Origin of the sequence: Pseudomonas sp. W3I7, from assembly GCF_030816095.1 — a bacterium.
In the GTDB taxonomy this organism is placed as follows: Bacteria; Pseudomonadota; Gammaproteobacteria; order Pseudomonadales; family Pseudomonadaceae; genus Aquipseudomonas; species Aquipseudomonas salomonii.
Genome location: NZ_JAUSXP010000001.1, coordinates 3,344,981 through 3,357,682, shown reverse-complemented (window position 1 = coordinate 3,357,682; position 12,702 = coordinate 3,344,981). Strand labels below are relative to the sequence as shown.

11 protein-coding genes are annotated in these 12,702 nt (G+C 60.0%); all 11 read left to right on the top strand.

The features are described 5' to 3' along the window. Positions 1-15 precede the first annotated feature (15 nt). The 11 genes from tssC to icmH all read left to right on the top strand — a co-directional run bounded on the left by tssC (position 16) and on the right by icmH (position 12,701). A complete protein-coding gene (gene tssC / locus QF043_RS15565) occupies positions 16-1,491 on the top strand; it encodes a type VI secretion system contractile sheath large subunit (protein ID WP_305459586.1) in 1,476 nt (491 codons plus the stop codon). After that, entirely contained in the window at positions 1,488-1,907 is a 420-nt protein-coding gene (gene tssE / locus QF043_RS15560; protein WP_373460697.1) for a type VI secretion system baseplate subunit TssE, read from the top strand. Before tssC ends, tssE begins: the two co-directional genes overlap by 4 nt. After that, entirely contained in the window at positions 1,897-3,684 is a 1,788-nt protein-coding gene (gene tssF, locus QF043_RS15555) for a type VI secretion system baseplate subunit TssF (RefSeq protein WP_307419232.1), read from the top strand. Before tssE ends, tssF begins: the two co-directional genes overlap by 11 nt. Continuing rightward, a complete protein-coding gene (gene tssG / locus QF043_RS15550; protein WP_307419231.1) occupies positions 3,648-4,640 on the top strand; it encodes a type VI secretion system baseplate subunit TssG in 993 nt (330 codons plus the stop codon). Before tssF ends, tssG begins: the two co-directional genes overlap by 37 nt. 12 nt (positions 4,641-4,652) lie before the next feature. Further along, positions 4,653-7,091: an AAA family ATPase gene (locus QF043_RS15545; RefSeq protein ID WP_307419230.1), complete on the top strand. Its 2,439-nt coding sequence runs from the start codon at positions 4,653-4,655 to the stop codon at positions 7,089-7,091. After that, complete coding sequence (locus QF043_RS15540) at positions 7,088-8,608, top strand: sigma-54-dependent Fis family transcriptional regulator (protein ID WP_307419229.1); 1,521 nt, start codon at positions 7,088-7,090, stop codon at positions 8,606-8,608. The genes QF043_RS15545 and QF043_RS15540 overlap by 4 nt, the downstream gene beginning before the upstream one ends. 73 nt (positions 8,609-8,681) lie before the next feature. Next, positions 8,682-8,813 carry a type VI secretion protein gene (locus tag QF043_RS15535; protein WP_138815911.1) on the top strand — a complete coding sequence of 44 codons (132 nt, stop codon included), beginning with the start codon at positions 8,682-8,684 and terminating at the stop codon, positions 8,811-8,813. 13 nt (positions 8,814-8,826) lie between these two features. After that, positions 8,827-10,020, top strand: coding sequence for a type VI secretion system-associated FHA domain protein TagH (gene tagH / locus QF043_RS15530; RefSeq protein ID WP_307419228.1), 1,194 nt, complete (start codon positions 8,827-8,829; stop codon positions 10,018-10,020). Then, complete coding sequence (tssJ, locus tag QF043_RS15525) at positions 10,017-10,499, top strand: type VI secretion system lipoprotein TssJ (protein WP_307419227.1); 483 nt, start codon at positions 10,017-10,019, stop codon at positions 10,497-10,499. Before tagH ends, tssJ begins: the two co-directional genes overlap by 4 nt. A gap of 1 nt (position 10,500) precedes the next feature. Further along, a complete protein-coding gene (gene tssK, locus QF043_RS15520; RefSeq protein WP_307419226.1) occupies positions 10,501-11,829 on the top strand; it encodes a type VI secretion system baseplate subunit TssK in 1,329 nt (442 codons plus the stop codon). Between the two features lie 5 nt (positions 11,830-11,834). Next, on the top strand, positions 11,835-12,701 hold the full coding sequence (icmH, locus tag QF043_RS15515; protein ID WP_307419225.1) for a type IVB secretion system protein IcmH/DotU: 867 nt from the start codon (positions 11,835-11,837) through the stop codon (positions 12,699-12,701). The last annotated feature ends 1 nt before the right edge of the window (position 12,702 follow it).

Sequence of the window (12,702 nt, the reverse complement as noted above, 5' to 3'; positions counted from 1 at the left end):
AAGGACACTGATGCCATGACCATCCCACAGCATGCGCTACCCACCCGAATGGCTGACGAGCACAGCATTCTCGATACCATCATTGCCCAGACACTGCTGAGCGCGGATGACGAGGCCTACAGCATTGCCAAACGCGGTGTCTCGGCGTTTATCGAAGAGCTTGTCAAACCGCACAACAGCGGCGAGCCGGTCAAGAAGCGTCTGGTCGATCGAATGATCGCCGAGATCGACATGAAGCTCAGCGAGCAAATGGATGAAATTCTTCATCACCCGGATTTCCAGGCGCTGGAAGCTGCCTGGAGAGGGTTGCAACTGCTCGTCGATCGCACCAATTTTCGCGAAAACATCAAGATCGAACTGCTGAACGTCTCACGACAGGACCTGCTGGACGATTTCGAAGACTCCCCGGAAACCACTCAGTCCGGGCTCTACAAGCATATTTACAGTGCCGAGTATGGCCAGTTCGGCGGCCAGCCCGTGGGCGCCATCATTGCCAACTACTTCCTTGGGCCAAGCGCGCCGGATGTGAAGCTGATGCAATACGTTTCCAGTGTTGCCTGCATGGCCCATGCCCCGTTTATCGCCGCCGCAGGGCCGAGCTTTTTCGGTTTGGAAAGCTTTACCGGTTTGCCTGACATGAAGGACCTCAAGGATCATTTCGAGGGGCCTCAATTTGCCAAATGGCAAAGCTTTCGTCAGAGCGAAGACGCCCGTTACATTGGCCTGACCGTGCCGCGGTTCCTGTTGCGTACCCCTTACGATCCCCTTGAGTGCCCGGTCAAGACATTTGCCTACCAGGAAAACGTGGTCAACAGCCACGAACACTATTTGTGGGGCAATACCGCGTTTGCCTTTGCCACCCGGCTGACGGACAGTTTTGCCCGCTTTCGCTGGTGCCCGAACATTATCGGTCCGCAAAGCGGTGGCGCAGTGGAAGACCTGCCCCTGCATCACTTCCAGAGCATGGGAGAAATCGAAACCAAGATCCCGACCGAAGTGCTGGTCTCTGACCGTCGCGAGTACGAGCTTGCGCAGGAAGGCTTTATTGCCCTGACCATGCGCAAAGGCAGTGATAACGCGGCGTTCTTTTCCGCCAGTTCGGTACAAAAACCCAAGTATTTCGGTAACAGCGCCGAGGGCAAGGACGCTGAGTTGAACTACCGCCTGGGAACGCAACTGCCCTACATGATGGTGGTCAACCGGCTGGCGCATTATCTCAAGGTGTTGCAGCGCGAGCAGTTGGGTTCATGGAAGGAGCGTACCGACCTGGAACTGGAACTCAACAAATGGATCCGCCAATACGTTGCCGACCAGGAAAACCCCAGCGCCGAAGTGCGTGGGCGACGCCCATTGCGGGCTGCTCGCATCGTGGTCAGTGATGTCGAGGGCGAACCGGGTTGGTACCGCGTCAACCTCAGTGTACGGCCGCACTTCAAGTACATGGGCGCGGACTTCACCCTGTCCCTCGTCGGCAAACTCGACAAAGAATGAGAAAGGGGCAGGGGATACCCGAATATCGCAGCCTGTTTGAGCGTCTCGAAGGCCTGGCACCCGGCAGGGCCGGCAGCGTAGCGTCGATTGCCGCGCACTTGGAGAACATGCTCGGCACACGTGCAGGCAGTGTCTTGACGCTGCCAGACTACGGGCTGCCCGACCTCAATGACATGCGCTTGAGCCTGCATGAGTCATTGAGCCAGTCGCGGCTGTCGATTGAACGGTTCATCCAGGTATACGAACCACGTCTGTCGAATGTGCGTGTCAGGGGCTTGCCCGATACCGGCAACCCTTTGGTCCTGGCGTTTGTGATTGAGGCAACACTGCTCATCGACGGCGTTGTGCAACCGGTGGTTTTTAACGCGCAGTTGGCCGGTGGTGGTCAGGTTGAGGTACAGCCTGATGTCCTTTAACCACTTTTACCAAAGTGAACTCAGTGCCTTGCGCCAACTTGGGCGGCGTTTTGCTGAGCGTAATCCTGCCTTGGCACCCTTTCTCGCGGATTCAGGCCAGGATCCGGACGTAGAGCGTCTATTGGAAGGCTTTGCGTTCCTGACCGGGCGCTTGCGCCAGAAGCTTGCCGACGAGCTTCCAGAGCTGACTCATTCATTGATGCACCTGCTGTGGCCCAACTATATGCGGCCACTGCCGGCCTTCAGCATCCTGCAGTTTGACCCGTTGAAACATGCGTGCACCACGGTCAGCGTAGAACGGGACACGCCGGTTGAAAGCGTGCTGGTCAAGGGTGAGCGCTGCCGCTTTCGTACCTGCTACGCCACCCAGGTGCTGGCGTTGCAACTGAGCCGCCTGGAGTACGTGGCCCAGGGCGCACAAACGCTCCTCAACCTGCGCATGGAGATGAGCGTGGAGGGCAATTTGAGTCAGTTGGCATTCGATCAATTGCGCTTGCACCTTGCGGGTGATCGACAGGTGAGCCAAGGCTTGTATCTGAGCCTGCTGCGTCATCTGGAAGGCATCGAACTACGGCTCTTTGACCCTGAAGGGCTTGTGATCAGTGATCGCGAGGGCCAGCCGTTGTCGCTGCGGCTTGCTGCGAACCAGGTAAAACCGGTGGGGTTCGATGAGGAACATGCACTGATTCCCTATCCGGCGAACACTTTTTGCGGCTATCGCCACCTGCAGGAATATTTTGCATTTGCGGACAAGTATCTGTTTGTCGATGTACTGGGGCTGGATGCATTGCAGGCGCTGCCGCATGAACTGCTCAAGCGGGCCAGGTGTGTAGAGCTGCGTTTCAAGTTAAGCCACCACGCGCATGCGACGTACCGTCCCACTCTGGACAACGTAAAGCTGTATTGCACGCCCATTGCCAACTTGTTCAAACATGATGCAGTGCCCATTCGCCTGGATGGCAAGCAGGATGAATACCTGCTGCTGCCGGGTGGCATAGCGCGGGGCAATGCCGCAGTCTTTTCCGTGGACCAGGTGACCGGATGGCGCCCGGGTGGGCTGGGCTACCAGGCGTATGTGCCATTCGAATCCTTCGAGCATGGCAGTGGCAATGCCACTTCAACGCGCACGCCCAGCTACAGCATTCGTCAGCGCTCGTCGGTGCAAAGTGCCGAACTGGATACCTGGTTGAGTTTTGGCACTGGCCCAGGCCATGAGCAGGAAACCCTCTCGATTGAATTGACCTGCACCAACCACAACCTGCCACAGCTGCTGCAAGTGGGAGAGATCAACCAGCCTTGCGAACAAACACCGGAATTCCTGACGTTTCGCAATATCTGTGCGCCGACGGCGAGCTTTGCTCCGCCTCTGGACCAGGACTTCCTCTGGAAGTTGATCAGCAACATGTCGCTCAACTACCTCTCGTTGACCGATACCAGCGCCCTGAAAGTCATCCTCCAGACCTACGACTTGCCGCGCTACCACGATCGACAGGCACACAACGTCAGTCAGCGAAGACTGGATGCGTTGAAGGCCATCCGTCATCAAGCCGTCGACCGAATGCATCGAGGGCTGCCAATACGCGGCCTGCAGGTCGACCTGAATATTGACGCCAACGGCTTTGCCGGCCAGGGCGACCTGTTTGTCTTCGCCTCGGCACTCAATGAGTTTTTTGCCCTCTACGCCGGCCTCAATTCGTATCACGAACTGCGGGTCACCAGCACACAAGGAGACGTGTATCTATGGCCACCCCGGATGGGTCGGCAGGCCCTGCTTTGACCGCTCTAACACGCACCATTCGCGAGTATTCGTTGTTCCAGGCGGTGCTGCAGGTGATCGAACGCCTGCGCGACAGCCATCCATCGCTGGATGACGACGCGCTCTATGACCTGCTCGAGTTCCAGGCCAACCCAAGCTTGGGGTTCCCTGGGCACGACATTGACCGGGTGGCTTTTTTTGTCGAACACGGACAGTTACGCGCTCGCCTGCGGCTTAACGTGCTCGGCCTGTTTGGCGCCGGTTCGCCATTGCCCGGGTTTTATCAAGAGCAGGCGAGTGGCAGCGTGAGCCGTGGCTTTCTTGACGTATTTCACCATCGCCTGCAGAGGTTGATGCTGCCGATCTGGCGCAAATATCGCTATCGAGCGAGTTTTCGCACCGACGCCAGTGATGCTTTTTCCGCACAGATGTTCGCGCTGGTCGGGTTGGGCAGCCACCAAATTCGCGACGCGGCGCAATTGGACTGCAAGCGATTGTTGCCGTACCTGGGGCTGCTGAGCCTGCGAGTGCACTCGGCCACCTTGATCGAAACGGTGCTGCGTCATTACTTCAAGCACAGCCGTTTGTTCATAGAGCAATGGGTTGAACGCACGGTGGTTATCGCCCAACAGCAACGCAATCAACTCGGGGCGGCCAACAACGTGCTTGGCGAAGACCTGCAGCTTGGGCTCCAGGTTGCCGATCGCAGCGGCAAATTCAGGGTGCATGTCGAGGGCTTGAGCTGGCCACGCTTTCACGCGTTTCTACCCGCTGGCAACGCCTGCAAGCCGTTGTGCTCGCTGGTTCGCCTGATGCTGCGCACGCCACTGGAATATGACGTGCGCCTGGTACTGGCCGAAGGCGAAGTGCGGCCGCTGCATATTGGCGAGCGCAACGTGTGTCGTCTCGGTTGGACCAGTTGGTTGGGGTACGAGAGTGCCGACGGTGTGGTCACTCTGGCCAGCAACTCTGATTAGGGACTGATGATTATGATGAATGTAGACCTGCAACAACTGATCCGGACCTTGACGCCTCAGACGCGCCTTGACCTGGCGCGTTCCGCCGAGCGTTGTGTAACGCGTGGCGGCAAGGAAGTGTTGGTTGAGGACCTGCTGCTGACGCTGCTGGAACATGCCGAGGGGCTTTTGGTAAAGGCGCTGGCGGATGCCGAAATTGCGCCAGGTGAGCTTCAGGCCCTGTTACTGCTCAACGGCGAACAAAGTGCATCGCGCAGCCCGGTGTTTGCCCCGGCACTCGTGCAATGGTTGCAACAAGCGTTAATGGTTGCCCACCTGGAGTTGGGGCAGGTTGAGGTCGGCGCCGGTGCTTTATTGCTGGCACTTCTGCGTCATCCGCTGCAACACGCGGGCAGTGCTTATCAGCCGTTATTGAGCCGCTTGGACGCGCAACGCGTGCGTGATTTTTTGTTGAGCCGGGGCTGCGAAACCGCGCCGTTGCGACCAGGCGAGTCACTGTTGGAGCGCTTTACCCATGACCTGACGCATCAGGCTCGTGAAGGGCGGATCGACCCGGTCCTGTGTCGTGACGCGCAGATCCGTCAATTGATCGATATTCTTGTGCGTCGGCGCAAGAACAACCCGATTCTGGTGGGAGACGCGGGCGTGGGCAAGACCGCCATCGTCGAGGGGCTCGCATTGCGAGTGGTTGCCTCACAGGTGCCCGAGCCACTCAAAGGCGTACGCATACTGACCTTGGACATGGGTTTGTTGCAGGCCGGCGCCAGCATCAAGGGCGAGTTCGAACGGCGGCTCAAAGGTGTGATCGACGAGGTTAACGCCTCACCACAGGCCATAATCCTGTTTATTGACGAGGCACATACCCTGGTGGGTGCCGGCGGGCAGGTGGGTGGAGGCGATGCCGCCAATTTGCTCAAGCCCGCCCTGGCGCGTGGTCAATTGCGCACCATCGCCGCCACGACCTGGTCCGAGTACAAAAAATACATCGAAAAAGACCCGGCGTTGGCACGGCGCTTCCAGCCGGTAAAAGTCGGCGAGCCGAGTGTTGCGCAGGCAGTCTCCATTTTGCGCGGGTTGGTGCCGGTGTATGAAGCCAGCCACGGCGTCTATATACGTGACGATGCGGTGGTGGCAGCAGCACAACTGAGCGCTCGATACCTGGCAGGGCGACAGTTGCCGGACAAAGCCGTCGACGTACTGGATACCGCCTGTGCGCAAGTGCGTATACGCCTGACGACGGCGCCTGAGGCGTTGCAGCAGCTGTGCGCTGAATGGGCTGAGGGCACTCGCCAGCGTGTGGCGCTTGAGCGCGATGTTGAAGCCGGCTTGCCCGTTGACCAACCGGCGTTGCAAGCACTTGCCCAGCGGTTGGACGCTCTCGAGCTTGAGCGCCAGCAAATCGAGCAGCGCTGGATGCAGCGTGAACAGCAGCAAGCCAGCCATGAAGTATGCCCACGGGTAGTCGCCCAGGTCATCAGCGGCTGGACCGGCATCCCGGTTGAGCAGCTGGCCTTGGAGCACAGTGAGCGCGTCCTGGGTTTTGCCGACGCCCTGCGCGAGCGAATTATTGGGCAGGAACCGGCGGTGCAGGCGCTGGATCGTAACCTGCGAGCGGTGGCTGCGGGCCTCAATAATCCTGAGGCGCCGGTGGGCGTATTTTTGCTCGCCGGCCCAAGCGGGGTCGGCAAGACCCAGACGGCGCTGGCGCTGGCGGACTTGCTGTACGGCGGTGAGCGGTTTGTGATCACGCTGAATATGTCGGAGTACCAGGAGCAACACTCGCTGTCCCGATTGATCGGAGCGCCTCCCGGTTACATTGGTTACGGCGAGGGCGGGGTGCTGACGGAGGCCGTGCGCCAGCGACCTTATTCGGTGGTGTTGCTCGATGAAATCGAGAAGGCCGACCCAGAGGTGCTGAACCTGTTCTATCAGGTCTTTGACAAGGGCCTGGCCAATGACGGTGAAGGCCGCGAAATTGATTTTCGTAATACGCTGATCCTGATGACGTCCAACCTGGGCAGCGATTGCATCAGCGCACTGTGCGCCGATGGCCGGCGCCCTGAGGCAGCGGCCTTGGAGGAAGTGATTCGCCCGGTATTGCGCGCTCACTTCAAGCCGGCGCTGCTGGCCCGCATGCGTGTCGTGCCGTATTACCCGCTCGCGGGCGAACGCTTACAGGACGTGGCAAGGCTCAAGCTGGCGCGCCTTGGCCGAAGGTTGCGCGCGCGCGAACTGGTGTTCAGCTACAGCGCCGAACTAGTCACGCACATGGTCGAGCGCTGTATGCACCAGGACAGTGGGGCGCGTTATATCGACCAGTGGATCGAGTCCCACCTGCTGCCGCCGATCGTTGATCGTCTGCTCGGTGCGATGGCCGTTGGCGAAGCCCTCTCGGCCACCCACGCGACGCTGGATGGCAGCGGTGTGCCAGTGTGTGAGTTCAGCCTATGACGCACAGCCCATTCAAGCCGTTGCCTGATTCGCTGGCCTACGCCGACCAACTGCTGGGCTGGTTTACCCGCCTGGGCTTCGAGCGCGAGGAATCGAGGTTGGCGGACCTTTGCGTCACGGCCGCTGCGCAGTTGAGCCAGTGCGACCTGTGCCAACTGTATGCACGGGATGAAACCACGGGCCAGCCGGGGCTGATCGCTCAGTATTTTCCCGACGGGGAACCCGCAGGCCAGCGGGCCGCAAGCGTAGATGTTCAGCACCAGCAGTTATTGCACTACGTCCTTGATCATGGGCGGGAACTGACCATTGATGAACTGTGCAACAGCGCCTATGACAGCGGTTTTCTACCCTTGGCGGCGCTGCCTTGGCACTCGCTGACATGCCTGCCCTTGTTTAATCGGAGCAAGGCGGTGTGCGGCGTTCTGCTTTGCGCCAGCCTGCGCCCTGCGCAATTGCACGGCTACGCCGCTTCTTTGGGCCAATTGGGCAGCTTTGCCCTGGGCCAATCAACCCTGTTGCGGCTTGCCCAGCCCAGGCAAGTCATGCTTGTTCCCCCGTGCAATACACCCTTGACCGGCGCCTATGGCTTGATCGGCAACAGCACTGCGATGGAGGCCACTTGCCGCCTGATCGGCAAGGTTGTGCAGGCCCCGTTTACCGTGCTGTTGCACGGTGAAACAGGTACGGGCAAGGAGGTGGTGGCGCGTGCGATTCACGCCGCCGGCCCGCGCAGCACGCGAGCGTTTGTGGTGCAAAACTGCGCAGCCTTCCCTGAGGGCTTGCTGGAGAGTGAGCTGTTCGGCTACCGCAAAGGCGCGTTCACCGGTGCGGAGCGTAACTATGCCGGGCTGTTTGACGCAGCCGATGGCGGCACACTGCTGCTGGATGAGATTGGCGATATGCCGCTCTCCCTGCAGGCAAAACTGCTGAGGGTTCTACAAGAAGGTGAAGTGCGCCCGCTGGGCGCCAATACCGCTCACAAGGTCGACGTGCGAATTATCGCCGCCACCCATCGCGACCTGCTGGCAATGGTCAGCCAGGGGACTTTTCGCGAGGACCTCTATTACCGATTGGCACAGTTCCCTATCCAGTTACCGGCATTGCGTGAGCGCGACGGCGATGTGCTGCTGCTTGCCCGGCACTTTGCTGAAAAGGTCTGCGCGGCACTCGAAAAACCGCTGGTCAGCTGGTCCAGCGCAGCGCTTGATCAGCTCTCCGGCCACGCCTTCCCAGGCAATGTGCGTGAGCTCAAATGCCTGGTCGAACGGGCGGTGCTGCTGTGTGATGACGGGGTGATTTTACCTGCGCACCTGTCGCTGTCATCGGCGCCCGCAGGTGCAACCCTCGAGGCAACCCTGCGTCAGCGCATGGAGCGGGTGGAGCGGGTCTTTCTGATCGATTGCCTGCACAAGAACCGTGGCAATCGAACGCGCACTGCGCGTGAACTTGGGGTAGCGCGTCGCACGCTGCTGTACCGGCTTGCGCGGTTGAATATCCCCACTCGAGGGGAATGTTGAATGGCGTATTCACGCTGGCGTGCTCATGGGCTCTGCGCTTACCCGTTTGTCTTATCTACCTGGGAGAACCCCGATGCCTGATCGTCCATGGCGAGCCGTGGTGCTTGTGTTGTGTTTGCTGAGCGGCTGCAGCGCCAATTACGTGTTTGATGATGCTGACTATCGTCCTTTGGGTGACCCCCAAGCGACCCGTCGCGGCCAATGAAATGGAGCCTTTCATGCAATTAGTGCTTGAGGTGTGTGAGGGCGGGGGCGGTGAGCCGCCACCGCGCAAGGTGTTCGATGGAATGGGCGGCGTGGTGGGTCGTGGAGCCGGTTGCGACTGGATTATTCCTGACCCCAGTCGCTTGCTTTCCAGTCACCACGGGTTGATCGCTTACCGTGACGCGCGTTATTTCCTGACGGATATCAGCAGTAACGGTATCCGTGAGGTGGGCAGTGGCAAGTCGCTGCAAAAGGGGCAGGCGCGGCTGATCGTGGAGGGTGATGTTTTCCAGTTGGGGCCGTTTGCTGTCCGTGCGCGGTTGATTGAGCGCGTGACATCGCATCGCCAGCCATTATCCAGCGCGGGCGGGGTGATACCCGAGGACGCTTATCTGGGCCTGGACCCCGTTCATGAATGGGATCGCCAATCGATGCACGGGGCGCCGCCGTGCGAGCTGGACGCCTTGAACGACGTACAAGAGGCACCGAGTGCCTGGATGTCGGGTGACTGTGTTGAGCGCGATTACCTGGCCTTACCCGCACAGGCAGACGCTCCGGCAGACAGGGTCGAGTCTGTATTGCCTGACTCGCAGGCGCCCGCGGCCGACGAAGGGTTCTGGGCTCAGTTCGCCACGGCGTTGGGGGTCAGTGTGCAGGCGCTCGATTGCGCTGGCCGCGAGGCATTGGCGATTAAGGCTGCGCATTTACTCAGGCACGCAATTGATGGGTTGCAACAGAACCTGCGCACTCACGAGGAACTGCACAGCGAATTGAGCCTGGACGCGAGCACCTTGATCAAACGTCCGAACGCGTTGAAAGACAACCTGAGCATGGATGCTGTGTTGGCGGCGCTGCTGGGCATGGGGGAGTTGGCGCAACCCAGCGCCGAAGCGGCCATTACGCAGGTGTACCGGCAAATGCAAGTGCATCAGGTCGCGCTGCTCGTTGCGTGCCGCACGGCGCTGCGCACCTCGCTGGCGACGTTTGCCCCCGGCCATTTGCAGGCCGGTTTTGCGCGCGATGACAAGGTGCCAAGGTTCTTTACCGACAGGGCGCATTGGCGGTCCTACCAGCGCCATTATCAACGCTTGGTTGAAGCAGATGCATTGAACTCGGGCCCGTTGCGCGGCGATTTTGCCAAGGCCTATGAGGAGCAGGTACGCCTGGCCTCAGCCTTGTTTGCCACACCGCCAGGAGGATGCCCATGACCCGTGTCGCTCTACCTCTTTTGCTCGTATTGATGCTGCTGGGGGGGTGCAGCAGCCTGTCACCCTTTTCCACACTGACCAAGCTCGACCTGACGCTGGTCGCCAGTGACGAAGTGAACCCCGACCTGCATGGGCGCCCCTCTCCGGTGGTGGTGCAGCTGTTCGAACTCAAGCATCCAGTGGCATTTGAAAACGCGGATTTTTTCACGCTGTATGGGCATGCCGAGCAGGCACTGCCCAAGGACTGGGTGAGCAGCGAGGAACTCGAGTTGCGCCCCGGCGAGCAGGTGGCCCTCAAGCTCAGGAGCGAACCGCAAAGCCGTTACGTGGGCATCATCGCGGCGTATCGCGATTTGCCCCATGTGCAATGGCGTTGGGTGCTGCCGCTGGCGCCACAGCAAGTGACGCGAGCGCACCTGGTGCTTGACCAGGCGGGCATCCGTGCTGGCGACCCGCTCGTCAGCGCCTTGGAGAATTGAGATGCAGATTCATAAAGTCATCTGGCAGGAAGGGATGTTGCTGCGCCCCCAGCACTTGCAACACAACGACCGTTATTACCAGCAGCAGCTCAACCGAACCCGTTTGCTGAGCAGTGATGCCTGGGGTTTCATGAGCCTGGACATCGATCTGCAGTACCTGGGCCTGGGCAAGTTGGTGGTCAATCAAGCCAGTGGCGTGTTGCCGGACGGCAGTCTGTTCGAGTTGACCACCACCATGGCGCCACTGGTACTGGAGGTGCCGGCCAACGCGGGCAGGCAATCGGTGTACCTGGCGTTGCCGATGGCGACCGGCAACCAGGTTGAAACCCGCACGCAGGAGGCGCCGGATGTGCTGGCGCGCTACATCGCCTGTGACGTTGAAGTGGCGGACTCCAATGCGGGCCGGGACGCGCGTTGCCAGATCAGTTGCGCCCGCCCGGATTTGCGCCTGTTGCTGGGTGAGCAGCCGGGTGATGAGGTCTACGTCAAGCTGAAGATTGCCCAGGTGCTGGAATGCTCTGCGCAGGAGGGGCTGCGGATGGAGCCTGATTTTGCCCCGACGTTTATTTATGTGCAGGGCTCGGGGTTTGTTTCGTCCTGCCTCAAAGAAGTGATCAGCCTGCTGGCCAGCCGGGGAGATGCGATTGCTGAGCGGATTGGCGGCAATGGCGCCACGGCGGGCGCGCAGATTGCCGACTTTCTGATGCTGCAACTGATCAATCGGGCCGAGCCGGTGTTGCGTCATTACCTGACTCAGCCGCAAGTGCGTTCAGAGGCGTTGTTTCGCGAGATGCTGTCGATACTGGGTGAACTGGCGACGTTTGCCAGTGACAGCAAACGTGCCACCCAGCAGGTGCGCTACCTCCATGGCGACCAGGGCGCGAGTTTTCGTGGGTTGATGGCGGGGTTGCGCACGGTGCTGTCGATGGTCTTTGAGCAGCATGCCCTGGAGCTGGTACTGCAACAGCGCCAGTATGGGGTGATGGTCTGCCCGGTGGCCGATCTCAAGCTGTTGGGCAGCGCGACATTCATCCTGGCGGTCGCGGCTCAATGCGATTCGGAAGAACTGCGCCATCGTTTGCCGGCCCATCTCAAGGTCGGCCCCGTAGAGCGCATCCGTGAACTGGTCAACCTGCACCTGGCGGGCATCAAGGTCAAACCGCTGCCGGTAGCGCCACGCCAGATCCCGTTTCATGCCGGTAAAACCTATTTCATGCTCGAGCTCAGTGCCCGTGACATCGCACAACTGGAGCAATCAGGTGGTTTTGCGTTCCATGTCGGCGGCGAGTTCAGCGAGTTGGAACTGACCTTCTGGGCTATCAGGAATTGAACATCATGAACATGGACAGTGAATACCCGCCGGATGAGAAAACCGTATTGCTGGACCGTAACGGCCACGGCCCGGCACAGGGGCCGGTAACGGACTTCGTCTCACCACCGCGTTTTGAGCAGTTGGAAGACCGCATGGTCTACGCCGCCGCTGTACAGGGCGCGCAACGTTTCAACGTGGGCCTCAACCCGCTGGTGACAGCGGCCTGGGAACTGATGTCCGAGGTGCTTGAGCTCAAACTCGGCAGCGGCCGGGAGAACCTGCAGACGCTCAACGACCGCCTGGCCGCGAGCCTCACACGTTTTGAGGTCCGCGCCCAGCATGAAGGCATTGAAAGCGCCCAGGTGATTGCTGCTCGCTATGTGCTGTGCAGCGTCGTTGATGAGGCGGTAGTCACCACGGCGTGGGGGAGCCGCAGCGACTGGTCGAAGATCAGTCTGCTAAGCCGTTTTCACAACGAGACCTTTGGCGGCGAAAAGTTTTTCCAGCTGTTGGAGCGACTGTCTCGCGACCCGGTAAAACACTTGGCCATGCTGGAGCTGATGTACCTGTGCCTGTCGATGGGGTTTGAAGGCAAATACAGAGTCATGGAGCGCGGCGTGACCGAGCTTGAGGGCGTACGTGACGCGCTGTATCGCCAGATAAGGCACGTGCGTGGCGCCCCGGTTTCTGTGTCTGCCTGTGCCTCCCGACCGCAGCAGGCACGCCGCAAGCGGCTGCGCACGCTCTCTGCAACCTGGTGTGTGGCGTTGGGCGTGATCGCTTTGCTGGCCATGTATTCGGCAACTGCCTGGGTACTGGGACAGGAGCGAGCCCATGCATTGCAACCCTTTCAATCTTCGGCGCCGGAACTGACTCCGACGCCCTTGTAAC

Coding starts and splice junctions, on each gene's coding strand:
- tssC (WP_305459586.1), top strand. CDS start 16: ATGACCATCCCACAGCATGCGCTACCCACCCGAATGGCTGACGAGCAC.
- tssE (WP_373460697.1), top strand. CDS start 1,488: ATGAGAAAGGGGCAGGGGATACCCGAATATCGCAGCCTGTTTGAGCGT.
- tssF (WP_307419232.1), top strand. CDS start 1,897: ATGTCCTTTAACCACTTTTACCAAAGTGAACTCAGTGCCTTGCGCCAA.
- tssG (WP_307419231.1), top strand. CDS start 3,648: ATGGCCACCCCGGATGGGTCGGCAGGCCCTGCTTTGACCGCTCTAACA.
- QF043_RS15545 (WP_307419230.1), top strand. CDS start 4,653: ATGATGAATGTAGACCTGCAACAACTGATCCGGACCTTGACGCCTCAG.
- QF043_RS15540 (WP_307419229.1), top strand. CDS start 7,088: ATGACGCACAGCCCATTCAAGCCGTTGCCTGATTCGCTGGCCTACGCC.
- QF043_RS15535 (WP_138815911.1), top strand. CDS start 8,682: ATGCCTGATCGTCCATGGCGAGCCGTGGTGCTTGTGTTGTGTTTGCTG.
- tagH (WP_307419228.1), top strand. CDS start 8,827: ATGCAATTAGTGCTTGAGGTGTGTGAGGGCGGGGGCGGTGAGCCGCCA.
- tssJ (WP_307419227.1), top strand. CDS start 10,017: ATGACCCGTGTCGCTCTACCTCTTTTGCTCGTATTGATGCTGCTGGGG.
- tssK (WP_307419226.1), top strand. CDS start 10,501: ATGCAGATTCATAAAGTCATCTGGCAGGAAGGGATGTTGCTGCGCCCC.
- icmH (WP_307419225.1), top strand. CDS start 11,835: ATGAACATGGACAGTGAATACCCGCCGGATGAGAAAACCGTATTGCTG.